The organism is Kitasatospora sp. NPDC023385 (assembly GCF_055664045.1).
Window position 1 is genome coordinate 135,253 of the sequence record NZ_JBVOOL010000001.1, and the last position, 24,303, is coordinate 159,555.

Sequence of the window (24,303 nt, forward strand, 5' to 3'; positions counted from 1 at the left end):
ACGACTTGCCGATCCCGGCCGGCCGCGCCGCCCTCAGGACCCGGCGAGCAGGTCCCTCAGCAGGGCGACCGTGTCGGCGTCGAGGTCTCGGCCGGTACGGCGGCTGAGCGCGTCCAGGCGGTTGACGGCGCGCAGGAGCTGGTCCCGGGCGCCCGCCGAGGCATAGGCGTAGAACAGGTCGCGGTGCAGGAGTTCGACGTCCGGGGCGACGGCGAGGCCACGGAAGACGGCGGCCTCGGCGCTGCGGTGGTCGCCGTACTGGAGGCGGCGGGCGGCCAGTTCGTGGGCGGTGTCGACGATCGCCGCGATCATGTCCTGGCGCTCCGCCTCGGCCCAGCCGAACGACGCGGGCGGGGCCTCGGCGAACGGGGCGCCCCGGACCAGGGCCAGCGCGTGGGCGAGAGCGGCGTCAGCGGTGGCACTGGTGCTGCGCATGCCGCGCCGGTAGAGGCTGCGGAACTCGTCCCAGTCGCAGGTGACCGTCGGGGCGAAGGAGTAGCCCTCGGTGCCTTCGGTGGGCAGGAAGGCGAGGCCCTCGGGCGAGGTGCCGAACCAGTCGGCCAGGTCGGCGAGTTTGCCGGGCAGCGGGCTCCTGGCGTCGGCCGTGGTGGGGTGCGGGTCGAGGTGCGCGGCGCCCGGGTGCAGGTCGTGGTCGAGGGCGTGGTGGTCGGAGCCGGGGCGCAGCGCGAGGTAGACGGCGAGCTCGGTGAGCCGGGGCAGCGCGCCGGGTTCGGCGCTGCCGAGGACGCCGGCGACATCCACCGGGCCGAGCAGCCGGATCCGGGGGGCGTTGCGGGGAGCGTGCGCCTCGGGCGAGCGGAGGATGCCGAGCAGGTCGTCGCTGTCGCTGCGGCCGGACGTGCTCAGGGCGACCGGCGTGGCCGTGGCGACCGGCGCGGCCGGGGCGACCGGGGCGACGGCGGCGGGGCCGGGCTCCACGGCGGGCGCGGGGGCGACGCGGGTTTCGACGGGCTCCTGCGCACCTGATTCCGCAGGACCCTCCCCCGGCGAGCACTCCTCCGACTCGGCCGGCCGCGGTACGACCGGCTGGACGGAGAGGACGACCGCCCCAGCGGGCGCCGCCAGGGCCTCCGGCGCCTCAGCGGCCGTCTCGGCCGCCGCATCGCCGCCGCCCCCTTCAGGGCCCTCCCCGGCCTCCTCCGGCACGCTCGGCCGCCGCAGGTCCCGGGTGGTCTCTTCAGCCGCCGCCTGCCGCCCCTGCCCGTTGACGGCGAACCGCGCCGGGCCGGCCGGGACCGGAGCCGGCGTCGCCGGGTCGGTGCCCGCGAAGGGGCTGGCGCCGGTGCCGATGGCCCGCGCCGGCAGCCGGGGGCCGGCGGCGGTTCCCGCCCCGCCCTCGTCCGCATGGCCCGACGCCCCGACGGCGGCCAGCACCGGTACGGCGAGGGGTAGTTCGGTGGTGTCGGTGTCCTCCGGTCCGTCGAGGGTCCAGGCCGGGGCCGGGTGCTGGGTGGTGTCGTCGGCGGCCCGGAGCAGTTCGGCGACCTGGTCGTACTGGGGTCCGCTGAGCCGCTGCAGCTCGACGGTGAGGTGCAGGCCGGGGATGGCGGCTTGGCCGCTGGTCGGCAGGGTCCAGCGGGCGACCGGACCGGTGCCGCGCTCGGGGGCGCGGGTGATGACGGCGACGCAGGTGCGCGGGCGGGCGTCGAGCAGTCGGCCGAGCTCGGCCGGGATGTCGCCGCCGGGCTGCTGGGCGCAGAGCACGATCTCCGGCGTCCAGGCCTCGTCGGCGCGGCCGCGGCTGCGGGCGTCGCGCGGGCTGGCGGCCTCGGCGGCGACCAGGGTGGCGCGGGCCTTGGCGGTGCGCGGTCCGAGGGCGGCGAGCGCGGCCTCCAGGGTGGCGTGCCGGTGGACGCGTTCGGCGGCCGGGCCGCTGATCGGCACCTCCTCGGCGAGGTCGACGAGGTGCAGGTGGAGCCGGTCGGCGAGCGGGCTGTGGGCGAGCTCGATGGCGAGCGTGCGCAGGACGTCGCGGGCGTCGTCGGGGTGGCCGGAGAGGTGGAGCAGCCGGACGGCCTCCAGGTCGGCGAGGACCACCGAGCCGTCGGGCGAGGTGCCGAGGGTGACCAGCGCGGGGTAGGGCGCGGCGGTCTTCCGGGCCTGGGCGGCGCTGAGCATGTCGCCGGAGTCGGCGCTGCACCACCACACGTTGGCGGCGTGCGCGGCGCGGAACGGCGCGATCGGGGTGGCCGGGCCGGACAGGTGCAGTTCGACGGTGTGGCCGGGGGTGATCCGAGCGGCGACGATGGCGGGCAGGCGCTTGCCGCCGCGCACGGTGTTCCGGGCCAGGGTGCGCAGGGCGCGGTCCAGGAGTTCGAGGCCGTCCTGGTCCTGCCGGGCCATCAGCTCGTTCTCGAAGGCGGCGGCCCGGACGCCCGGCATCGCGATGCGGTGCCGGGGACGGCGGGCACGCTGCTGGGTGCCGCGCTTGTGGGCGACGGTGCCGACCATGATGGCGGCGAGCAGGACTCCGACGGTGGAGGCCGTGAGGGCGACGGTGTAGTCGTCGCTGGGGGCCGGATCGGCGTGCGCGGCGGGGGCGGGCGCCGGGGCCTGAGTGGCGGGCGCCTGGGCGGCCGGCGCGGGCGCCTGCCCCTCCGACGGCACAGGAGCGGGCGCAGGTGCCGGTTCCGGTGCCGGAGCGGGCGCGGGCGCGGGCGCGGGCGCGGGAGCCTGGGCAGGCGCGGGTGTGGCAGCCGCACCCGGCACCGTGAGCACCATCCCGGGCACCACCACGTCCGGGTTCGTCAGCTGCTCGCCGTCCGGCGCCCGTACCCCCTTGTTCGCCTCGAACAGCTTCGGCCACTCCTCGCCGTCCCCCAACTCCCGTTGGGCGATGACCGACAGGCTGTCCCCGGCCTGGACGGTGACGGTGTGCTGCCCGCCCGCGCCACCCGGCTCGACCCCGGACTGCGGCGTCGTCTGCGGGTTCGCCTGCGGGCTCGACGGCGGCGTCGCCTGCGTCGCTCCCGGTGCTCCCTGGGCCGCGTCCGCCGGGGGTGCCGGGGCCGGAGCGGGTGTCGAGCCCTTCGCCTCGTCCGGCTTTGCGTCCGCCGGCATCAGCAGGTCCCAGCCGGGCTGGATCGGCCGGTCGGCGTCGAAGCGGATGCCCGAATCCTCCATCACCCGGCCGTCGTTGAGCTTGGCGATCTCCACCCACCGTTCGCCCGAGCCCAGTTGGCGCTCGGCGATGGACCACAGGCTGTCGGCGGGCCGACTGTCCCGCACGGTGTACGTGGGCTGCTGCTCGGCGGCGGGCGTCAGGGCGGGCGCGGACTGGGCGGCGGGCAGCGCGGCGCGCTGCACGCCCGGGGTCAACTGCGCCTGGACGGACGGGCTGTGGGCCAGTTCGGGGACGGCCGCGAAGGCCGATCCGGCGACCGGCAGCAGTGCGAGCACCGAGCCGACCAGCCCGGCGGCGAGCCGCTGGCTCCAGCCGAAGGCCGGGATCCTGCGGGCGACCCGGCCGCGCAGTTGGGCCGGGATCTCCAGCAGGACGGAGAACGCGAAGCAGGCCCAGGCGAGCCAGCCGACCACCACCAGTGCCCACAGGAACAGCTGCCCGTCGTCCTGGCTGGTCAGCGCGTCTCCGATGCCGCCCGGCGCGACCTCGCCCATCCCGGCGACCGCCTGCGTGCCGTAGAGCAGCAGCGCGGGGACGCCCAGCAGGAGGACGGCCAGGGTGGCCAGCGCGGCGAGCGCGGTGATCAGGGCGCCGCCGCGGCCGCCGCGCGGCGGTCGGTGCGCCGGGGCGGCAGACCGGCGCCCCGCGGTGCGGTCCCGGTCGGTGCGGTCCCGGTCGGCGTGGTCCCGGCCGGTACGGTCCCGGGCAGTCCGGGCCTGGTCCTTGGCACGTGGCGCGGCCATCAGTCGGTCTCCGCTTTCTCGACTCCGTGGACGAGGGTCGCACTGCCCTTGCCCGTTACCTTCCGGTTTCCGAGGGCGCCCAGCAGGGCCGGGTGGAAGTCGGCCTGCACGGTGACGATGACGACCCTGCCGTCATCGGAGAAGTCGACGCTCGCGGATTTCAGCCCGTACAGGCCGAGGTAGGCGTCGGCGGCGTCCTGGGCGTACCGCTGCTGGGCCTTGAACCCCTTGCCCTTCAGCAGCTCCGCCTGGTCGAGCTGCTGTCCGCCGACCCGCGCGGCCTCCAGGGCGTAGGCGTCGGTGCGCTCGGCGACCCGAAGCCTGCCGCCCGCGTCGATCACCAGGGCGATGACGAGCACGACGTACGCCGCGCAGATCGCCACGAAGAGGGCCACCGCGCCCCGGTCGGACCGATGCGCGGCCCGTCGCCGCAGACGGCTCAGCATCCGCATTCCCTCCCCCCCAATCCGCACGCTGTTCTCCCCACCGGCCCCCACCGGGCGCCCCTCGGTACCGCTGTGTCATCCCCCGCGCGCTCTCCGCTTGCGTCTCCCCCGCGCGGGCCGCCTCCAATCCCCCGGCTTCGCCTTGCCCGTGGCGGCGGCGCGCGCCGTCAGGTGCCCCGGTAACGGTCCACCACCGAGGTGAACTCACCGACGAGGTGCTTCGTCACGGGCAGGCCGGCCGGCCCGCCGAGCAGGTCGGCGAGTTCGACGTCGCAGACCACCGTGACCTTCACGGTCGCGACCGGGCCGCCGGGCAGGCTCAGCGTCCCCTTCTCGACCCGGACGTCCCCGTCGCGGCAGGAGACGCCCTGCTGGCGCAGCGTCGCGAAGGCGGAGTCCCTGGCCGGCTGGCTCATCGCGCCCGGGTCGCGCTGCAGCGTGGCCGTACGGGCGCCGGCGCGGGCGGCGGCCTCGACCGTGGCCGCCGTGGTCTGCACCCGTCCGGCGGCGATGGCCAGCAGGACCAGGCCGACCACGGGCGGGACGACGATCGCCGCCTCGATCGCGATCCCGCCCCGGTCCCGCCTGCGCAGCCGCCACCGGCGCAGCGCCACCGAGGGCGATCCCGGTCTCACGGCTTCACCGCCGGCGGGACGAAGCGCTCGCGCGGCGCCTCGGCGAACTGGGTGATGCCGGGGGCGCGGAGCCCGGGTATCAGCAGCGGAGGCGTCAGCTCCACGGTGACCCGGATGGTCACGGGTGTGCTGCCGTCCGTCCTCACCGAGTAGCCGTGCGCGCCCTGCCGGTCGAGGAAGTCCCGGGCCTGGCGCTGCGCCGCCTCGTTCTTCACCTCGTCCGTCGCGTTCCCCTGGACCCGTCCGGCGTCGACGCCCTCGCGGGCGGCGGTGAGCGCGACCTGCCGGTCGTACCACCACAGCGAGGCCTGGACGACGAGCAGCAGGAGCAGCAGGACGACCGGGAAGACGATGGCGAGGCTGACGCTCATCGACCCCCGGTCGTCCCTGCGGCGGAGAGGGCGGCGCATCACTTGGTGGCGCCGCCCGCGCCCGCGCCGCCCGGCAGGTTCGGGTCCTGCTCGACCTTCTGGACGACCTTGTCCTTGAGCAGGTACAGCGCGGTCGCGACGGCGCCCGCGACGAAGACCAACGCGATGATGGCGAGGGCCAGTTCGATGCTGATCGCGCCGCGGTCGCCGCGCGCACGGGCGGCGCGCAGCCGGCCGAGCCGCAGCGTGAACAGCAGCAGCGCGAACTGCACCGGCAGCAGGGCGGGTCGCAGCACCCGGCCGGCCAGCTGGGCGAGTCGTACGGTCATCGGGGTCTCCCGGGGGCTGTGGCAATGTGACTGTGGCAATGTGAATGTGGTGAGGTGCGGCATGCTGTGGCGTGGCGTGCTGTGGTATCAACCGGCCTGTCAGAAGGCGTCAGTTGAGCATCTGATGCAGTGCGGGGAAGACGATCAGGACCGTCATCAACAGGGTCAGGGCGGCCCCCGGCGCGACCATCCGCTCGCTGTCGGCGTTGGCCCGGGCGAGGTCCTCGGCGAGGAGTTCTCCGCGCAAGCCCTTGGCGCGGGCGCGCAGGGTGTCGTACACGGCGGCGCCGTCGTTGCCGGACAGCCGCATGATGTCGGCCACGTCCTGCAGCGGGCTCAGCCCCAACTCCTCGGCCAGCGCGTCGAGTCCGGCCCACGGCGGGAGGCGGTCGGTGGCCGCGCGCTCCAACGCGTCGCGGATCCGCCGGAACACCGTGCCCCGGCCGACCGAGGCGGCCCGGCGCAGCGCCTCGGCGGGGCCGCAGTCGGCGGCCCGCTCCAGCGCGACGAGTTCCAGGTAGGCGGCGATGCCGTGCAGGTACTCGGCGCGCGCCTCCTTGGCCTCGCCGCGCACGATGGCGTCCGGGACGAACCAGAGCAGGCCGGCCAGCAGCGGCCCGGCGACCAGCGGCAGGGCGAAGGGCAGGCCGACGTCCATCAGCACGGCCATCGCGCCCAGGTAGGCGGGCAGCATCAGGCCGAGCGCGGCGAACAGCAGCTTGTGCACCATGAACCGGGCCGGGGTGCGGCCGATCAGGGAGAGCTCGCGGCGCGGTACGGAGACGCCGCGAAGGTGGACGGACCGTTCGCCGATCCGGTCGTACCAGCGCGGCCGCTCGTCCGGGTCCTGCACACGGTCGGCGGGGACGGCGTGCAGCCGGTCCAGCGCCTGGCGCAGGTCGGGGGGCGCGGGCCGCAGTTCGGCGACCAGCAGGGCGACGCCGCCGGCCGCGACGGCGCCGGCCAGCACGGACCAGGGGGAGATCACCGGACCTCCCCGACCTGCTCGGCGGGCGCCTGCTCGCGCACCCCGGCGCCCGTCCGCCGCCCGCCGCGGCTGCGCCGGTCCGGCGTCAGCAGCCGGGGTACCGGCGGGTGGGAGGCCAGCGCCCGCATCCACGCGATGATCGCCACGAACAGGGCGGCGACCACGGCGAGGACCAGCTGGCCGAGGAAGGTCCCGTACGGGCGGGTGTACTCGGTGTTGAAGGAGCCGACCGTGACGACCAGCACGATGATGCCGACCAGCCAGCGGATGGTGGTCCGGTGCTTGGCCCGGTCGGCCTCGATGGTGCGGCGCTGGCGGACCTCCTCGCGCACCGAGTCGGCCATGTCGGCCAGGGTGCGGGCCAGGCCGGGGCCGCTGTCCCCGGCGCGCAGCACGAGCGCGGCGAGCACCTTGTCGGCGGTGGCGTCGGAGAGGCTGTCCGCGAAGGCGCGCAGCGCCTCCTCGGGCCGCCAGCGGGCCTGGAGCCGGGCGGCCAGTTCGCCGATCTCGTCCTCCAGGGCGGCGGGTGCGGTGCGGCGGCTGGTGACGATGGCCTGGTTGAGGCCGACGCCGAGCAGCAGCACGTCGGCGATGCGCTGGGTCCACTCGGACAGCGCTTCGAGCCGCTCGATCCGGTGGGTGTCCGGTCGGGTGGTGTCGAACAGCCAGGGCAGGCCGAAGACGGCCAGCGGCACCAGCAGCGCGGTCAGCGGGATGCCGGTGAACAGCCAGGCCAGCGGCGCGCCGACGAGTGCGAGCGGCAGTTGGACGCGGCGCAGCCGCACCATCCGCGGCGCGGCCGATCCGGGGGCGCCGTACCAGAACACGTGCGCGCGCCCGGCCAGCGGGTTGGGCCGCGCCTGCGCGTCCTCGTCGCCGGGCTCGCTGCCGCGGGCCCAGGCCACCAGGGCGACCAGGCCGCCCGCGACCGCCAGCCCGCACAGGGCGAACAGCAGCATCACCGCGCGCCACCCCCGATCCGCAGCTGCAGCGGGGTGGCCCAACTCCCGTACCGGGAGTCGAGCAGGGCGGCGTCGAAGCCGGCCCGGCGCAGGTCGTCCAGGCACTGCGGCGGGGTGTGCGGGACGGCCCGCGGCTCGCCGAGGTCCGGCCGGGGGCCGAAGACGGTGTTCAGCGCGGGCCGGCCGCTCTCGCCGAGGCCGGTGACCTCCAGGACGTGGGAGACGAAGCGGTGCCGGCGGCCGCCGACGGCGGTCTCGTCGACCATGGTGACGTGCACGATGAGGTCCAGGGCGTTGGCGGTGAGCCGGTAGGCGAGTGAGTCGGTCATGTGCGAGCCGTATTCCAGGCAGAGTTCGGCGATGCGGTCGACCACCATGTGCGGGCCGCGGGCGTGCAGGGTGCACATCGAGCCGCCCTCGCCGTTGGTCATGACCCGCAGCATCGGGACGACCTCACCGGAGCGGACCTCGCCGACGATGATCCGCGACAGCGTCATCCGCAGCGCGGCGGGGATCAGGTCGCCGATCGTCAACTCCCCGGCCAGGCGGCCCTCGACGCGTTCGCCGTTGCCCTCGCGGGCCTCCATCGGGACGACCTGGCGCAGGTGGCCGAGGGTGTGCAGCCAGAGCTCGAACTCCGACTCCAGGGTGCCGATCCGCTCGTCCGGCGGGATCTCGGCGGCCATCGCGCGCAGCAGGCTGGTCTTGCCGACGCCCTGGGTGCCGGTGATCATCACGTTCTTCCGGGCCCGGATCGCCGCCGCCAGGAAGGCCGCCAATGTGCCGTCCAGGGTGCCGAGTTCGACCATCTCGGGCAGTGTCGCGGAGGCCACCCGGTGACGGCGGATCGCCACGTACGGGCGGGGCGTCACCTCGGTGAGCGCCTGCAGGCGCATGCCGCCCTCCAGGCGCAGCGCGAGCGTCGGGCTGGCGGTGGACAGGCTGCGCTCGCCGCCACCGTGCTGGCGGGCCAAGTCCTGGAGCAGCTCGACGAGTTCGGCGTCGGTGTCGGCCACCGGCGGTACCTGGCGCAGGGGTTGGTGCACCTTGGAGACCCAGACGTCGTCACAGCCGTTGATCAGGATGTTCTCGATCTCCGGGTCGTCCAGGTAGGGCTGGAGCCGGCCGGCCCGGAAGAGCAGGTCGAAGACGGCCTCGGCGAGGGCGCGGTCCTGCTCCCGGGTGGGCGGGATGCCGTGGGTCTGCGCGTAGGCGTCGGACCAGCGGGCGACGGCCTCCTCGATCAGCGCCCGGCCGCGCTGGCGGCGGGTGGCGCGGTCCGGCTCGGATCCGGAGGTGGCGGTCAACCGGGTGATCTGCTGGTGCAGTTCGGCCGCGACCTGGCGCTTGAGCTCGCGGGCGACCTGCGGGTCGACGGCCGGCCTGGTCGCGGCCCCCCGCACGTCCAGCGAGGGCAGCTGCGAGGGAACGGCTGTGGGCGTGACCGGACCGGCGGCCACGGGCTGCGGCGCCACCGGTCCCGGCTGGTACGCCTGGGGCGGCGCGACCGGGCCGGTCGTGTGCGCGGCGGGCGAAGCCTGCGTCGGCGTCGGCGCGGCCCAGGGCAGCGCGGCCGGGTCGGCCACAGGGCGCTGGTGCAGGGGGCTACCGCGCACGGAGCACCTCCCCGGGGTTGGGCGGGTACTGCCCGTTCACCTTGGCCTGACCATTCGTCACCGCTGCCTGCTGGATCTGGTTCTGGTCGTCGGGACCGCTCCGATCACCGCGCTCGGCCTGCTGCGGCGACTGCACGTGCTCCGGGAACGGCGCCGGCGCGGCCGGCTGGGGGGCCAGCCCGGCGAGCGGCGCCACCGGACCGGTGGTGATCACCGGCGGGACCGACTGCGGCGGGCTGTACGACGGCGGCTCGGCCTCGGCGGCGGCCTGGCCGTACGGCGGCTGGGCGTATCCGCCCTGCCCGTACGCGGCCGCGCCGTAGGCGTTCTGCCCGTGCGGGTACTGCCCGTACGCCGGCTGCGCGGCCCCGGGCTGGCCGTACCCGGTCTGACCGTACGCGGCCTGGCCGTACGTGGTCGGCGTCGGCATCGGCGGCGGCACCGGCATCGGCATCGGCTGGGCCTGCACCGGACCAGTCCCCACCGGAGAAGGCACCACCGGCCCCACCCCCACCGGACCCGCCGCCGCCAACTCGGCCGGGGCCGCGCCCGGTTCGGCGGTCGGCGCGAGCCGCTGCCGCCTGCGGCGGACCAGCAGCTGCACCTCGTCCGCCGCGGACCGCGCCGTCCGCATCAGCTCGGAGCGGACGAACCGCCGGTCGGTGGTGTCACCGCCGTCGGAGAGCACCTTCGCGGTCCGGGTGGCGTACGGCAGCACCCCGAGGACCGGCAGCCCGAGTTCGCGGGCCACCTCCGCCCGCGCGTACGGACCCTCGGCGACCAGCAGCAGCCCGAGCGCGTCCGCCCCGGTGCCGGCGGAGGCCAGGTCCTCGGCGAGGGCGGAGAGCCGGGGCCGGACGGAGCTCAGCCCGCGCAGCGTCGTCCGGACGGTCGCGGCCACCACGTCCGCCCGGCGGGCGAGCACGGCGCTCGCGCCGGTGGCGCCGGAGCGGCCGAGGTCCACGATGACGTCGTAGCCCTGCTGTTCGATGCCGTGCAGCAGTTCGGCGAGCGGCTCCCAGGTGTAGGCGAGGCCGGGGGCCTGGGTGGGGTCGGTCAGCCCGGGCAGCAGGAGGCGCTGGGCCTCGCCGTCGGGCGACAGGTCGATCAGCTGTTCCCAGATGGTCTGGGCGAGCAGCCCGCGCCGGTCGGCGACGGCCAGGTTGCGCAGCCCGTACACCGCCTCGACCCGGCCCTCCAGGGCGCCGGCGAGCACCGCGCCGCCGTCCGGGTCGGCCTCGACCAGTAGGATCCGCCGGCCGGGCTGGAGCGGCCAGGCCAGCAGCAGTGCCAGCGCGGCCGTGGTCGCGCCGGGCGCGCCCGGCCCGCCGACCACCGCGATCACCGCCATCAGGCGCCTCCCGTCGCGGCGGGCGACCCGGGCGCGCCCGCGCCGCCGGACGGCGCACCGGCGGACGGCGTGCCGCTCGGCGCGGGGCTCGACGCCGCACCGCCGCCCGCGCCCCCGGTGGAGGCTCCGGTCGAGGCGCCACGCGGCGCCAGCAGCACCTGGATCCGCCCGCTCGCCACCCACTGCGCCAGCCGGGGCCCGTCCGCCGTGCCGACCGCGACGTCGATCACCTGGCTGCCGTCGGTGTCCAGCCGGCCGACGGTGATCGCCGTCGCGGGCAGCGAGTCGGCCCGGCCGTTGTCGGGCGTGTAGACCACGACCAGTTGCACCCCGGGCTGGAGCCGGCTGGCGGGCAGCTGGCTGCGCTTGGCCGACACGCCGACCACGATCTGCCCGGGCTGCACGGTGAGGCCCTGGGCCAGGTCGGCGCCGGTGAGCATGGCGCCGCGCTTGAGGTCGGTGGCGGCGCGCATGCCGACCGCCTTCGTCCGGTCCTGGGCGGACAGCGGGTGCAGCGCCGGGTCGCCCGCGATCCGGGCCACCACCAGGTCGTCCTCGGTGATCACCTGCCCCCACGGCACGTCCCGGGCGAGCGCAAGCACCGCGACCCGCTGGCCGGTGCTGTTGTAGAGGACGGCCCCGCCCAGGCCGCCGGCCGCGATCAGCGCGACCGCCATCGCCAGCACCGCCGGGCGCCGCCGCCTCGCCCGCATGGTCCGCCCGGGCACGTGCGGCGGCGTCCGCCCGTGGCCCTTGCCCGCGGCGCCGCCCTGCTCCGGCTGTTCCGGGAGCGCCACGGACGCGCCGGCGCCCGCGGGTGTGCCGGATCCCGGCGTCGCGAATGTACGGTTCTCCACCGGGTTCCGCCTTTCCCTCGTTCGTCTCTGGACCGTCAGTGTCGGATCGCCGTCGCGGCGGGGTCAGTTGAGCACCTGCACCTCGGCGACCTTGAGTCGGAAGACCGGGCTGGTCTGCTTGATGCCGCCGATCTTGAAGGTCCGCGGGTTGGGCCCGCCGGTGACGACGACGGTGGCCTCCCAGTTCAGCGTCACCGTGGCGGCGAAGGCCCCGTCCTTCTGCCGGCCGGAGCCGGTCTTGAACAGGTAGCCGCAGTCCGGGGACTCGGCGCCCCCGTACGCGGGGTCGTACGGCGTCCCGGCCGTCGCGCAGGACGTCCTGAGGCCGTCCCCGAAGTCCCAGTCCGCCCGCACCGGCTTGGGGGTGACGGTGACCGAGATGCCCTGCACGGCCGCGGTTCCCGGCGCGGGTGTCGCGGCGTGGTCGGCCCAGAGCCAGACCGGCGAGTTGACCACCGCCGTGCCTTCGGGCGCGACCCGGCCCACCGGCGTCCCGAAGACGACCCGCTCCCTCGCCGACTCGATGGCCATGGCCTCGGCGTCCGGCGCGGGCCCGTTCTCCGACTTGGGCACGAAGACGACCTCGGCCCCGTCCTGGCCCCCGCCCGTCTGCGGGCAGACCTTCGAGTAGAGCGAGCCGTCCTTCGGGTCGTGTCCGTCCCAGGCCGGGTCGCCCGCGGCCGGCGGGTTGTCCAGCTGGCGGAAGTAGCAGCCCTTGTCGCTGTTGAACCAGCCCAACTGCGGGTCGTGGCAGGCCCAGGGGACGTCGTGGTAGCTGCACAGCTGCGGGCCGGTGTCCGCGCCGCCGCCTCCCCCTCCGCCCGGTTTCGTGGATCCGGGCACGGGCGTCTTTCCGCCGGAATTGGCGTCCGCGCAGATCACGTTCGGGAAACACTGCTCGGCCCCACCGCTCGGCGGTTCGTCCGCCGTCGCGGTCACCGCCGAGGACAGCAGCAATCCGACCGACATCGACGCCACGGCCGCGATTCGCCGGGCCGGTTTCCGCGCGTTCAGCATGTCCGGTCCACCTCCCGTGTGAACTCGTAGATCAGCCAATGTGCTTGGAACATGCGCAGGGACGCGGTCGCGAGATACCGGTTCAGCCGCTGCCCCGGATCCTTCGCGGCCCCGGTGACGGCATCGACGCGGTGCCAACCCGTCAGGTCGACGCAGTCCTCGATCACGGCGGTCTGCGGATCGGCTTTCAGGTCGACGGTCTTGACCACCGGCGAATTGCGCGGCGTTCCGGTCATCACCACTTTGGCGTCGCGGAGTTGGCGGAGGCTGACCAGGGTGTCCGACAGGGCCCGCCCGGAGGAGTACTGCTCCAGTGTGTATCCGTCCGAATCCGGTCGTCCGAAAACCTCGGCCTGGATCTGCCACCAGTCCTGATACGCCTTCAGTGCCACCCGGCTCAAGGCCCCTTCCGGGCCCTCGGTCGGCGCGATCGCGGCGTTTACCGAACCACTCGAAGGAGTTACCGGAGCCACTCCCGCAACAGTGGGCGCAGCCGTCCCCAGGTGATCGACGGAACCGCCGGAACCACCGCCCGCGCAAGCGCCGAGCAACAACACCAGAACCGCCCCACCGACCCCAACCGCCCCGGGGCGCACCACATTTCCGCGCTGCCGCATCGCCCACCTCGTCGCGACCGACCCGATCCGTGATCCACGGCCGCCGGAAGAATTCCGTCGTCCCGCCGGGCTTTCCGCTGGGGATCGATTCTTCGCCAACCCACCCCATCACGGCAACACCTCAGGCCCCCTGACCTTACGCGGAAGGCGGTTCCGTCGGGGCACTTTCCCGCCACAGAACGGCCAACAGTTCTTCGGAAAGCGACAATCCGGCCAATGCGCCCCGAACCGCGGCCCGATTGCGCATCAACAGGCGCCCGCCGTGCGGCGGAACGAGCAGGCGCGCGCCCGGCGCACCCGAACTACCGGCCGACTTCGCCCCGTCCGTCAGCGCCGCCACGGCGGGTTGGAGGTCCAGTGGGGCGACGGCCGCCGGCGCACCAGGGACGCCCTCGCGCAGGACGGCGGTCAGGGCCCGGCTGAACGAGCCGTCACCGCCCGGCAGTACGGCGTCCCGGCCGCGTCTGCCCGGGGCGTAGCGGCCGATCCGGCCCCACAGGGGGACGCGCGAGAAGCTCAGCAGTTCGCCCGCGCCGTCCTCGCCGCCGCCGCGCTCCAGCGCCGCCCAGGTGTCCCGGTCGGCCACCGCGTCGACCAGCAGCAGTGCCTCCTCCTGGTCGCCGTGCACCATCGCGCTGACCACCCAGTCCCAGGCCAGGCCCCGGCGGTAGGCGTTGTCGGCGGTGCTGCCGCCGGTGACCAGCGCGAGGCGGCGCCCGCGCGGATCGGCCACCAACTGCCCGACCAGGCAGACCACCAGCCAGCGGCCGGGGTGCTGGGCCGCGTCCCGGACGGCGGTGAGCATCGCGTTGGCGTCCGCGTCCGGGGGCGCGGTGGTGACCCGGCAGCCGGCCGCGCCGGTGTCGAAGCACATCCCGGGCAGCACCTCGGCGAGCAGCCCGGCGCCGGCCGGCGCGAGCGCCGAACCGCCGAAGGCCCGGTCGGGCCCGCCGTCCGCCCCGATCACCACCAGATCGACCCCGCCCGCCATCCGTCCCCCCCTCCTGGCCGCCCCGGCACCCGGGGCCGGCACCCGCCGCCGCGGTCGGCCGCCGCGCGGTTCGCGGGCGAGCCACCGTGCGCGGCCCCGATCCGTCTCCGCGTCACTCTTGCGCCGCCGGGCAGGCTACCGCCCCGGCCGGCCACCGCCGGGGCTCCCGGCCCGCCGTCTCAGGGACCATGGGCCCTATCGACGCGGGCGCCGACCGGAGGACGATCGGACGCATGGAGCGTGAGGACTGCGTGGAGACCCTGAGCGAGGCCGAGTGCCTGCGGCTGCTCAGCACCGTGCCCGTCGGACGCGTGGTGTACACCGAGCACGCACTGCCGGCCGTCCTGCCGGTCTCCTTCGAGGTGCTGGAGGGGCGGCTGGTGCTCGCCGTGCGCCGGGGAAGTGCCACCGCGCGCGGGCTTGACGGCACGGTGGTGGCCTTCCAGGCCGACCTGCTGGACCCGGTCACCCGTACCGGCTGGAGCGTGCTGGTGCACGGGCGGGCCGACGCGGTGCGCGACCCCGAGCAGGTGCGGCGGATGCTGCGCTCCGGCCTGCGGCCGTGGGTGGGCGACCCGGAGCCGCTGTTCGTGGCGCTGGCGCCGGAGTTGGTGAGCGGCCGCCGGCTGGGCCCGACCGGGCCAGACGGCCCGGGGCGCGCCGTGCCGCGGCCTTGAACACCGGCGCCCCTTTCCCGTCCGTCGCCCTGCCCCGTCCCTTCGGCACCGAATTTCGGCGTTCGGGATCTTCGGACTCCTGACAGATACCGGCGGGTAGGCATACGCTTCCGGCGTCCTAACCCCTCCCCGGGCCCGTCCCCCTCCAGGAGCGCACCGTGACGACCTTCGCCTCCCTCGCCGAGCTGACCGCCGCCGTCGGCACCGAGCTGGGCACCAGCGAGTGGCACACCATCGAGCAGCGGCAGATCGACCTGTTCGCCGAGGCGACCGGCGACCACCAGTGGATCCATGTGGACCCGGAGCGGGCGAAGGAGAGCCAGTTCGGCTCGACCATCGCGCACGGCTACCTGACCCAGTCGATGATCCCGGTGCTGGCCAAGGAGTGCTACGCCGTCGAGGGTGTGCGGATGGCGCTGAACTACGGCTCCGAGAAGGTGCGCTTCCCCGCGCCGGTACCGGTCGGTACGGCGATCCGGGCCACGGCCGAGCTGGTCACGGCCACCGAGGTGCCCGGCGGCGTCCAGGCCGTGGTGCGGTTCACCATCACGAGCGAGCGGAGCGCCAAGCCGCACTGCGTCGCAGAAACGATCACTCGCTTCTACGCCTGAGCCGGGGCCCGGGAACCGGGGCCCAGGGCGCTCTCCGGGCCCGACCGGTGCGGCCCGGAACCGGATCGGCCGGGTACGCCGATTGGACCGCACCTGGCCCTCCACCAGGTCCGGACGGCCCATGGCGAGTAATCTCCGACGAGATGGTTGTCGTATCACGAGGGCCCCACCCGCCACTGCGATACGCGCCCCGGGCACGCCCGGTAGCCGTGACCGTCCTTGGAGGAGCCGTGCCCCGCCCCGCCCCGTGGTTCTCCCGCCTCGCCGGTCTGTCCGCACAGTTCGCCCCGCCCCCCACCGGCGCCGCCGCCGACCTCATCGCCGACCGCGCCGTCCCCGGGCTGGCCGGGCTGCCCCGGGCCGCCTGGCACCGGGTGCGGGCCGACACCTTCGGCGCCGAGCCCCGGGGCGAACGGCTCGCCCGGATCCGCCGCTCCCCGCACTTCGCCGACGGCGCCTTCCGCAACCCGGTGCCGACCCGCCGCCTGGTGTACGAGCGCAGCCCGCTGGAGATCACCCGCGCCCAGCTCGCCGGGAGCAAGACCCACCGGGCGCCGGCCGCCGCCGTACCGGTGCACCGGCTGCTCCCGGCCGACCTGGCCGCACCGCCGGAATCCGGGCTGCGGCTGACCTGGCTGGGCCACGCCACCGTGCTCGCCGAGATCGGCGGACGGCGCGTCCTGCTCGACCCCGTCTGGGGCGAGCGCTGCTCCCCGTTCTCCTGGACCGGCCCCAAGCGGCTCCACCCGGTGCCGCTACCGCTGTCCGAAATCGGGCCGGTGGACGTCGTCGTGGTCTCCCACGACCACTACGACCACCTCGACATGGCCACCGTCCGGGCACTGACCGGGACGGGGGCGGTGTTCGCCGTACCGCTCGGCGTCGGGGCTCACCTCGAGCACTGGGGCGTGCCGGTCGAACGGATCGTCGAGCTGGACTGGTGGGAGTCGGCCGAGGTCGCCGGGCTGACCCTGACCGCCACGCCCGCCCGCCACTACTGCAGCCGGGGGCCGCGCACCAGCTCCCTGTTCCTGTGGGCGTCCTGGGTGGTCTCCGGCAGCGGGCACCGGATCTTCCACAGCGGCGACACCGGCTACTTCCCCGGCTTCGCCGAGATCGGCCGCCGACTGGGCCCGTTCGACGCGACCATGATGCAGGTCGGCGCGTACAGCGACTTCTGGCCCGAGGTACACATGACGCCCGAGGAGGGCGTCCAGGCGCACCTGGACCTGGACGGCGAACTACTGCTGCCGATCCACTGGTGCACGTTCAACCTCGCGCTGCACCCCTGGGACGAACCCGTCGAGCGGGTGGTCGCCGCCGCCCAGGCACTCGGCGCCCGCCTCGCGGTGCCCCGCCCGGGCAAGCCCTTCGAACCCGCCGACCCGCCCGCCCTCCGCCTCTGGTGGCGCGCCGTCGCCGTTTCGCCGTACGGCAGCGAACCGCCGGCCGGAGCGCGGGCGGACGGGACGGTGGCGAACGGGACGGTGGCTGCGGCGGGGGCGGCCACCGCGAGCAGTGAGGCGCGCGAACAGGTAACAGATTTCAGCGAACAGATTTCATAATCTGTTCGCTGTTAGTTGTTCGCTGTTAGTTGTTCGCTGTTAGTCGTTCTCTGTTCTCCGTTCTCCGTTCTTCGTTCGCCGTTCGCCCTTCGCGGTCCGCCGTTCCGTGAAAGTTGGAACGTGTTCTACGACCCGCTCCGCTCCTGCCCCGTTACCCACGTCACACCACCGCACGGTTGGCTTCTGCCACTATGACCCCGTGACCGACCTGACCGAACCGCACCTGCGGCCCGCCGGGGCCGCCCGGCCGACCGCCCCCTTCGCCGAGCTGCTGGAGATCGAGCAGCTGGACGAGAACACGTTCCGGGGCTTCTGCCACGCCGGCGCCCCGATGCGCGCCTTCGGCGGCCACGTCGCCGCGCAGGCACTCGTCGCCGCCGGGCGCACCCTGGAGGACCGCCGCCCGGCGCACTCGCTGCACGGCTACTTCCTCCTCCCCGGCACCCCCACCCAGCCGATCGACTACCTGGTCGAGCGGGTGCGCGAGGGCTTCTCGTACACCACCCGCCGGGTCACGGCGGTCCAGAAGCGGAACGAGATCTTCTCGCTCACCGTCTCCTTCAAGCACCCCGAGCCGGCCCTCGACCGCCACCGCACGATGCCGCCGCTGGCCGGCCCGGAGTCCCTGCCGGACGCCGTCGCCCACGCACCCGACGAGGTCCGCCGGACGGTCGCGGCGACCGGCGGCTTCAACGACCTCGACGTGCGCTTCGTCCCGCCGGGCTCCCCGGGTTTGCCGCCGGCCGTCCCCGGCCTGCTCCAGCAGTTCGTCTGGATGCGCACCGCCTCCCCGCTGCCGGGCGACGACCCGCTGCTGCACGCCGCCGCGCTCGCCTACCTGTCCGACCTCACCCTGGCCTCCACCGCCGGGCTGAACGAGCAGCCGAACTTCTTCCAACGCACCGAGCCGCCCACGCTGCTGATGGCTTCGCTGGACCACGCGATGTGGTTCCACCGCCCCTTCCGGGCCGACGAGTGGCTGCTGTTCGCCCAGCGCAGCCCGTCCGCCTCGGACGGCCGGGGCCTGGCGCTCGGCGAGTTCTACGACCGGGACGGCCGACTGGTGGCCTCCGCCGTCCAGGAGGCCCTGATCCGTCGACAGCCGTAGCGCCGCCGCAGCCCGGTGACCCACGGGCGAACGGAAGGGAGCCGGTCGGCGTCATACTCCTGAGCGGTCCCGGCCCGTATCATGGTGCGGGTGACCAAGGTTGACCTGTCACCACGGCCGGTGGAGGCGATGTCTCCACGTCAGCTCGAACGCCGCGAGAACCTGATAGCGGCCGCGCTCGCCCTGGTGAACGAGATCGGCGTCGAGCGGCTGCAGATGAAGCACGTGTGCGAGCGGTCCGGAGTCGCTCTGGGGACGGCGTACCGCTACTTCTCCTCCAAGGACCACCTCCTGGCGGCGGCGATCGCCGAATGGCACCGCCTGCTGCTGGCCGACCTGGTGGCCGAGCTGCGCGGGCCCCGGGCCGGTCCGGGCGCGACCGACCGGGCGGTGCGGTTCGTCCGGGGCGGCATGCGGGCCTACCAGCGGCAGCCCGAACTCGCCCGGCTGCGGGTGTCCGTGGCCGCCTCCACCGACCCGTTCGCCAGCGAGGCACTGCAGGGCATGGCCCGCGCCGACAGCACCGCCCTGCAGGCGGTGACGGCCGAGGTGCCGGCCGCCGCGAGCGACCTGGTGCGCCACATCGTCGCGCACGCCTGGCAGGGCGAGCTGACCGCCTGGGTGACCGGCCGCACCACCCTCGGGGACGCCCGGCGGCGCTTGGAGGACGTGGTGCGGCTGGTGCTGAACCCGTACGAGACGCGCTACCCGGCCCCGTACGAGGTCCAGTCCACCGGCTGACCCCGGGCGGGCTCAGACCACCGTCACCGGGTGGGCCACCACCGCACCGAACAGGTAGCCCTCCCGGTTGAACGCCTCCCGCTCGGGCTGGGTGTTGCCCCGGCGGTCCGTCGCACGGGCGCGCAGCTCGTACCGGCCGGGCCGCTCGGGCCGCCAGTCGACGCTCCAGCGCGTCCAGTCGTCGGCGTGCGACCCGCCGTGCAGTTCGGCGCGCCGCCACGTCCGGCCGCCGTCGGCGCTCACCTCGACCCGGCGCACCGCCGCCGTGCCGGACCACGAGCGCCCGTGCAGCCGGTGGACGTGGCCGGCCTCCAGCGCCGCGTCCGGGGCCAGTTCGAAGGCGCTGCGGACCACCTGCGCGGTGAGCGGCGCCCCGCCGCCCGGCGGGTGGTCCGGGCCGAACATCCGGTAGAAGTCGGTGTTCCAGGGCGAGTGGAGCGGGTGGTCGGCCACCTCGATGGTGCCGACCCACTTGATCGAGGCGACACCCACCCAGCCGGGCACCACCAGCCGCAGCGGCGCGCCGTGGTCGGGCGTCAGCGGCTCGTCGTTCATCTCGTACGCGAGCAGCGCGTCGTCCAGCGCCTTGGCGAGCGGCAGCGGTCGGCGGACCGGGCCGTGGTTGACCCCGTCGACCACGTAGTCCGCGTCCAGGCCGGTCGGCAGCACGTCGACCGCCCCGCCGGTCAGCCCGGCCGCGTGCAGCAACTCGGCCAGCCGGACGCCCCGCCAGGCCGCCGAGCCGATCGCACCGAGCGTCCACGGCGTGCCCGGGACGCACTGGCCCTGCTGGCGGCGGAAGTAGTCGCGGCCGTTGCCCGCGCACTCGATCACCGCGCTGATCCGGGTCGCGGACAGCGCCCGGAGGCCGGCCAGGTCGAACTCCACCGGGTGCTCCGCCGTCGGCGCCCCGCGCAGGCCGGCGCCGAACAGCCTCAGCCGCCAGGTGTCGGGGTCGATCAACGGTGTGCCGGTGTGGTTGCGGACGAAGAACCGCTCCACGGGCACGTGCCGGCCGACGACGGCCGCGCCGTCGGCGTCCCGCAGGGCCTCCCAGCGCATCTCGGCGTTGGTGCCGTGCGGGACGAACCACTCGGCGGGCAGCGGCTTGACGATCCCGGACGGGGCGACCCCGGGCGTGGGGATCGGGGGCGTGACATTTTCGAACATGGGACCTGGGCACCTCCTCGGCGACCGCCCGGCCCGGGGCCACGCCGGCGCGGCCGACACGGGCACACAGTAAGCGCCCCGCCGTCCCAGCGTAGGCGCTCCGACGCGCTGCGTGACCACCGCCGTCCGTCACAGTCCAGGCCCCGGCCCCGTCGCCGAACCGTTTCGGCCGTTCCGCACTCGCCGGCCGCTCCCCGCCCACCCGGCGCGCCCTCCCCCGCCTCACGGAACGCACTGGACATAGTGCGACTTACGGCGCGAACCACCGCGCCCCGGAGACATCGAGTCTGTCGAGAGGCCATCCGATGAGCACCCAGCCGCCGCAGCCCGACCAGCGCGTGAAGGAGCCCGACGAGCCTGCCGCGACCCTGGCGACCGACCGGGCGGTTTTCGGCATCAGCGCCGTCCTGGTGCTGGCGGTGGTCGCCTGGGGCGTCTTCGCCGAGGACTCGCTCGGTCGCACCTCCAGCACCGCGCTCGGCTGGGTCCTGCACAACTTCGGCTGGCTGTTCGTGGTCGCCGCCGACATCTTCCTCGTCGTCACCGTGCTGCTCGCCTTCAGCCGGTTCGGCCGGATCCGACTCGGCCGCGACGACGACGAACCGGAGTTCTCCACCCTCGCCTGGGTCGCCATGATGTTCAGCGCGGGGATGGGCATCGGCCTGATGTTCTACGGCGTCGGTGAGCCGCTCCAGCTCTTCGCCGCCCCGCAGCCCGGTTCCGGTCTGGAGCCGCAGAGCGCGGCCGCCGCCCGGCAGGCCCTGGAGTTCGCGCTCTTCCACTGGACCCTGCACCCCTGGGCGATCTACGCGGTCGGCGGCCTCGCCCTCGCCTACACCACCTTCCGCAAGGGCCGCGGCAACCGGATCTCCGCCGCCTTCGTCCCGCTGATCGGTCAGCGCGGCGCGGACGGCTGGGCCGGGCGGACCATCGACCTGCTGGCCGTCTTCGCCACCGTCTTCGGCTCCGCGACCAGCCTCGGCCTCGGCGCGCTGCAGGTCGCCGACGGCCTCGGCTACATCTCCTCCGTCCGCAACACCCAGAACGCCCAACTGGTCATCATCGGCTCGCTGACCGCCGCGTTCGTCCTGTCCGCCTTCTCCGGCGTGCACAAGGGCGTGAAGTGGCTCTCCACCTCGAACGTCGTGCTGGCCTCGCTGATCATGCTCTTCGTCTTCGTGTTCGGCCCGACGGTGTTCGCCCTGGACGCGATCCCGTCCACGGTCGGCGGCTACCTCTCCGACCTGCTGGCGATGTCCACCCAGACCGGGGCGTTCACCGACGAGACCTGGCTCGGCACCTGGACGATCTTCTACTGGGCCTGGTGGCTCTCCTGGGCGCCCTTCGTCGGCACCTTCATCGCCCGCATCTCGCGTGGCCGCACCATCCGGCAGTTCCTGCTCGGCGTGCTGCTGGTGCCCAGCGGGGCGACGGTCGTCTGGTTCTGCGTGATGGGCGGCACCGCGATCCGGCTGGTCACCACCGGCGCGGCCGACCTGGTCGCGACCATCCCGCAGGGCCCCGAGGCCTCGCTGTTCGAGATGCTGCGCGCGCTGCCGCTCGGTTCGGTCACCAGCGTGGTCGCGGTGCTGCTGGTGATGACCTTCTTCATCACCAGCGCCGACTCGGCTTCCCTGGTGCTCGGCTCGCTCTCCAGCCGCGGCTCGCTGCACCCGCGGACCTGGCTGGTGGTCGTCTGGGGCGTCCTGATGGGCGGGGTCGCGGCGGCCCTGCTGCTGGCCGGCGGGCTCAGCGCGCTGCAGAACGCGACCATCCTGGTCGCCCTGCCGTTCGTCGTGGTGATGCTGCTGCTGTGCGTCTCCCTGGTCAAGGAGCTCCGGGAGGACCCGGCCGCGGGCCCGTCCCGCTTCCACCCGCCGCACGGCCTGCGGGACGCCGTCCGGGCCACCGTCGGTGAGCGGAGCGCACAGCGCTGACCAGCTCGTACGCCCCGCTCCCGGCGGGTGGGGCGTACGCGGCCAACCGACGTCCAACCCCCGTCCGGACTTCACCCGCGCGTACCGACCGTTCACGCCGCCCTGGAAGCCTCCCTGTCATGAACGCCAACCCTCAGGCGCCCTACCAGGAACCGCGCTTCCCCCTGCCGAAGCGGCACCGCCGCCTGCTCGCCTGCACCGCCGTCCTCGCCTCCATCGCCCTCGGCGCCCTGGGCGTCGGCGCCACCGTGGAAACCGTCGAACACGGGCCCCTCGCCAGCACCACCGCCAGCAAGTAGCCACCTCCCACCCGCATCCCACCCGAATCCCGCCACCCCAGCACGCCGCCCAGCACCGCCGTCCCGCATGACGGACGCGGTGCTTCTGCTTGCGCGGAGGCCGTTCGCTCCCTACGCCCGCTGTTCGGTGCGGGCGGCCGGCGGGGAGGGGACCAGGGGGATGGGGCGGGAGTGGCGGCCGGTGCCGGGGGTGGGCTGGAGGTCGGCAGCCGGGGCGAAACGGGCGGCGTGCGGGCGGAGGTGCCAGGTGGGGGGCCGCTTGGGCTGGGGGGTGGGGGTGATCAGGCCGAGCCGGTGGAGGAGGTCCAGGGCGTCGCGGCGCAGGGCGGTGCGGTCGCAGAGGTAGCGGGCCGGGAGACCGTAGTCGTCGGCGATGTCGCCGAGGACGCCGTCTATCAGCGCGTCCGGGATCGGGGCGTCGCCGTCGGCGCCCTCGCCGGGCAGCGGGCGGACCTCCTCGACCAGGCACTCGACCAGCAGTTGGGTGGCCTGGGCGAGGGTGCCGGCGCCGGGGAGGGCGAGGTCGGTGAGTTCGGCGGCCGGATCGAGCAGGGCGACGCCCTCGGCACGCAGCTCGGCCTCCAGGCCGAGGAACTCGGCGAGCGCGGCGGGACCGCTCAGCCGGTGCTCGTGCAGCCAGGCGCGGTGGCCCTCGGGGAGGTCGGCGGTGAGGACGGCGGGCGTCTCGGCGAGCAGGCGGCGTACGGCGGTGGCGGGTTCGGCCTCGGCGGCGCGGCGGATGAGGTCGGCGGCGTCGGCGGCGAGGGCGGGCGGGCCGGCCGGGACGGCGCGGGCGAGTTCACTGTCCACGGTGAGGACGAAGGAGTCGTCGGCCGGGTCGGCCGGCAGGTCGCCGAGCACCTGCCACCCGGCCAGCGTGGCCAGCGCCATGTCGACGTCGCCCGGGTCGGCGGCCAGTCCGGGCGCGGCGGCGCGCATCGCGTCGAGCAGCCGCCGGTACCGGAGTTGTTCCGGGGCGTCGACCAACAGCGCCAGGGCGAGGGCGAGTTGGGCGTAGGCGCCCGGGGTGAACGGAGCTCCGGTGGCGGGGTGTTCGAGACGGCGGGCGGCGCCGGCGCCGAGGCCGGCCTTGCAGAGCCGGGCGTGCCAGGGCCCGACGTCGAGGCGGTAGCCGAGCAGGGTATCGAACCGTTCGGCGAGCCAGAGCCGGTGACGGCGGATCAGCGGGAAGCCGTCGGCGTGCGGGCCGGAGGCGGTGACCAGCGGGTGGGCGAGCAGCAGCCGGGCGGCGATCCGCCGTTCGGCGACGGGCAGTTCCTCGCCGGAACGATCCTGCGCGACCGGAGGCGGCGGCGGGCACGCGTCGACGGGCGCCTCCGGCAGCACCCGGGTGCGCTCGGGCTTGCGGTGCCTGCCGGGCCTGCCCGGCTTGGCACCTGACCGGACGACGGGCAGCGCGGCGTCGTCACGGCGGGCCCGGCGCAGGCCGCCCTCGGTACGCGAGTCCCTGGCCCCCCGCGAGCGCGGGGACGCGGCGGCATGCACGGTGGGACCGTGCCACCAGCTGACGTCGGGGTCGGCGGGCGCGGCGGGCGCGCCGAGGTGGCGGGCGGGGTAGAGGCCGAAGGAGGCGGCACAGAGGTCGTCGGCGGTGCCGGGGGTGGCGGCGGCGAACCAGTGGGCCAGCCGCAGCAGCCCCGGGTCGGGCGAGAGGGCGGCGCCGCTGGAGGCAGCGACGGCCTGCGGGCCGTCAGCAGCGTCGGCGCAAGCGGCGGGTGTGACCGGTGCGGCGGGAGTGACGGCTGCAACGGGAGCGGCAGGAGCAGCGGGACCAGCCGGAACGGGCCCGGGCGCCCCCTCGACGGCCCCGGCGGGAGCGGCTTCGCGTACGGCGAGGACGGCGGCGGCGGTTCCCCGTCCTGCCCCGCCCGTAGGTCCGTTCGGCCTGCCGGCGGCCACCCGGGTGGCGCCGACCGCGTAGTCCTGCTGATCCATGTCGGGATCCAGACTAGACGGTGCCCGGGTCACCCGGTGGCAGCAACCGGCCTCCTGAGGAAGTCTCCGCAAGAGCCCTCGAATCGGCCGCCCGCCCTCCGCTCCCCACCCCTCCCCCCGGACGCCACGCCGTCATCCGGCGTGCCCCGCCCGGGTTACGCGCCGGTAACC

The 24,303-nt window shown here is 75.1% G+C and carries 22 protein-coding genes; 7 read left to right on the forward strand and 15 right to left on the reverse strand.

What is annotated here, in order from left to right:
- Positions 1-33: 33 nt before the first annotated feature.
- The 13 genes from AC0B61_RS00580 to AC0B61_RS00640 all read right to left on the reverse strand — a co-directional run bounded on the left by AC0B61_RS00580 (position 34) and on the right by AC0B61_RS00640 (position 14,068).
- A complete protein-coding gene (locus tag AC0B61_RS00580; protein ID WP_471738378.1) occupies positions 34-3,888 on the reverse strand; it encodes a LysM peptidoglycan-binding domain-containing protein in 3,855 nt (1,284 codons plus the stop codon).
- Positions 3,888-4,334, reverse strand: coding sequence for a hypothetical protein (locus AC0B61_RS00585; protein WP_471738379.1), 447 nt, complete (start codon positions 4,332-4,334; stop codon positions 3,888-3,890). The genes AC0B61_RS00580 and AC0B61_RS00585 overlap by 1 nt, the downstream gene beginning before the upstream one ends.
- A 167-nt stretch (positions 4,335-4,501) precedes the next feature.
- On the reverse strand, positions 4,502-4,969 hold the full coding sequence (locus AC0B61_RS00590) for a TadE/TadG family type IV pilus assembly protein (RefSeq protein WP_471738380.1): 468 nt from the start codon (positions 4,967-4,969) through the stop codon (positions 4,502-4,504).
- A complete protein-coding gene (locus AC0B61_RS00595) occupies positions 4,966-5,340 on the reverse strand; it encodes a TadE/TadG family type IV pilus assembly protein (protein WP_471738381.1) in 375 nt (124 codons plus the stop codon). The genes AC0B61_RS00590 and AC0B61_RS00595 overlap by 4 nt, the downstream gene beginning before the upstream one ends.
- 38 nt (positions 5,341-5,378) lie before the next feature.
- A complete protein-coding gene (locus AC0B61_RS00600; protein WP_471738382.1) occupies positions 5,379-5,669 on the reverse strand; it encodes a hypothetical protein in 291 nt (96 codons plus the stop codon).
- A 109-nt stretch (positions 5,670-5,778) separates the two neighbouring features.
- Positions 5,779-6,657: a hypothetical protein gene (locus AC0B61_RS00605; protein ID WP_471738383.1), complete on the reverse strand. Its 879-nt coding sequence runs from the start codon at positions 6,655-6,657 to the stop codon at positions 5,779-5,781.
- Positions 6,654-7,616: a type II secretion system F family protein gene (locus tag AC0B61_RS00610; protein WP_471738384.1), complete on the reverse strand. Its 963-nt coding sequence runs from the start codon at positions 7,614-7,616 to the stop codon at positions 6,654-6,656. The genes AC0B61_RS00605 and AC0B61_RS00610 overlap by 4 nt, the downstream gene beginning before the upstream one ends.
- Positions 7,616-9,235 (reverse strand): CpaF family protein, encoded by a 1,620-nt coding sequence (locus AC0B61_RS00615; RefSeq protein ID WP_471738385.1) that lies wholly within the window; start codon positions 9,233-9,235, stop codon positions 7,616-7,618. The genes AC0B61_RS00610 and AC0B61_RS00615 overlap by 1 nt, the downstream gene beginning before the upstream one ends.
- Positions 9,225-10,586 (reverse strand): CpaE-like family protein, encoded by a 1,362-nt coding sequence (locus AC0B61_RS00620; RefSeq protein ID WP_471738386.1) that lies wholly within the window; start codon positions 10,584-10,586, stop codon positions 9,225-9,227. Before AC0B61_RS00620 ends, AC0B61_RS00615 begins: the two co-directional genes overlap by 11 nt.
- Positions 10,586-11,443: an SAF domain-containing protein gene (locus tag AC0B61_RS00625; RefSeq protein ID WP_471738387.1), complete on the reverse strand. Its 858-nt coding sequence runs from the start codon at positions 11,441-11,443 to the stop codon at positions 10,586-10,588. Before AC0B61_RS00625 ends, AC0B61_RS00620 begins: the two co-directional genes overlap by 1 nt.
- A gap of 63 nt (positions 11,444-11,506) precedes the next feature.
- Entirely contained in the window at positions 11,507-12,460 is a 954-nt protein-coding gene (locus AC0B61_RS00630) for a hypothetical protein (RefSeq protein ID WP_471738388.1), read from the reverse strand.
- Entirely contained in the window at positions 12,454-12,852 is a 399-nt protein-coding gene (locus AC0B61_RS00635; protein WP_471738389.1) for a hypothetical protein, read from the reverse strand. The genes AC0B61_RS00630 and AC0B61_RS00635 overlap by 7 nt, the downstream gene beginning before the upstream one ends.
- A gap of 361 nt (positions 12,853-13,213) precedes the next feature.
- The gene (locus AC0B61_RS00640) at positions 13,214-14,068 is read right to left on the reverse strand and encodes a hypothetical protein (RefSeq protein WP_471738390.1); all 855 of its coding nucleotides are present in this window, start codon (positions 14,066-14,068) and stop codon (positions 13,214-13,216) included.
- Between the two features lie 233 nt (positions 14,069-14,301).
- Here AC0B61_RS00640 and AC0B61_RS00645 point away from each other — a divergent pair, with 233 nt between their 5' ends.
- From AC0B61_RS00645 to AC0B61_RS00665, 5 genes are all read left to right on the forward strand, one after another.
- Positions 14,302-14,745 carry a pyridoxamine 5'-phosphate oxidase family protein gene (locus AC0B61_RS00645; protein WP_471738391.1) on the forward strand — a complete coding sequence of 148 codons (444 nt, stop codon included), beginning with the start codon at positions 14,302-14,304 and terminating at the stop codon, positions 14,743-14,745.
- Between the two features lie 158 nt (positions 14,746-14,903).
- Positions 14,904-15,356: a MaoC family dehydratase gene (locus tag AC0B61_RS00650; protein ID WP_471738392.1), complete on the forward strand. Its 453-nt coding sequence runs from the start codon at positions 14,904-14,906 to the stop codon at positions 15,354-15,356.
- A 341-nt stretch (positions 15,357-15,697) separates the two neighbouring features.
- Complete coding sequence (locus AC0B61_RS00655; protein WP_471738822.1) at positions 15,698-16,921, forward strand: MBL fold metallo-hydrolase; 1,224 nt, start codon at positions 15,698-15,700, stop codon at positions 16,919-16,921.
- 199 nt (positions 16,922-17,120) lie between these two features.
- Complete coding sequence (locus AC0B61_RS00660; RefSeq protein WP_471738393.1) at positions 17,121-18,029, forward strand: acyl-CoA thioesterase; 909 nt, start codon at positions 17,121-17,123, stop codon at positions 18,027-18,029.
- A gap of 90 nt (positions 18,030-18,119) precedes the next feature.
- Positions 18,120-18,770, forward strand: coding sequence for a TetR/AcrR family transcriptional regulator (locus tag AC0B61_RS00665; protein ID WP_471738394.1), 651 nt, complete (start codon positions 18,120-18,122; stop codon positions 18,768-18,770).
- A 12-nt stretch (positions 18,771-18,782) separates the two neighbouring features.
- Here the strand turns inward: AC0B61_RS00665 and AC0B61_RS00670 are convergent, their stop codons facing one another.
- Complete coding sequence (locus AC0B61_RS00670) at positions 18,783-20,006, reverse strand: sulfite oxidase (protein ID WP_471738395.1); 1,224 nt, start codon at positions 20,004-20,006, stop codon at positions 18,783-18,785.
- Positions 20,007-20,245: 239 nt separating this feature from the next.
- Between AC0B61_RS00670 and AC0B61_RS00675 the strand changes: the two genes are divergently transcribed.
- Positions 20,246-21,877, forward strand: coding sequence for a BCCT family transporter (locus AC0B61_RS00675; RefSeq protein ID WP_471738396.1), 1,632 nt, complete (start codon positions 20,246-20,248; stop codon positions 21,875-21,877).
- Between the two features lie 119 nt (positions 21,878-21,996).
- Complete coding sequence (locus AC0B61_RS00680) at positions 21,997-22,176, forward strand: hypothetical protein (RefSeq protein ID WP_471738397.1); 180 nt, start codon at positions 21,997-21,999, stop codon at positions 22,174-22,176.
- A gap of 111 nt (positions 22,177-22,287) precedes the next feature.
- Here AC0B61_RS00680 and AC0B61_RS00685 read toward each other — a convergent pair whose 3' ends face one another.
- The gene (locus AC0B61_RS00685) at positions 22,288-24,132 is read right to left on the reverse strand and encodes a DUF2398 family protein (RefSeq protein ID WP_471738398.1); all 1,845 of its coding nucleotides are present in this window, start codon (positions 24,130-24,132) and stop codon (positions 22,288-22,290) included.
- Positions 24,133-24,303 lie beyond the last annotated feature (171 nt).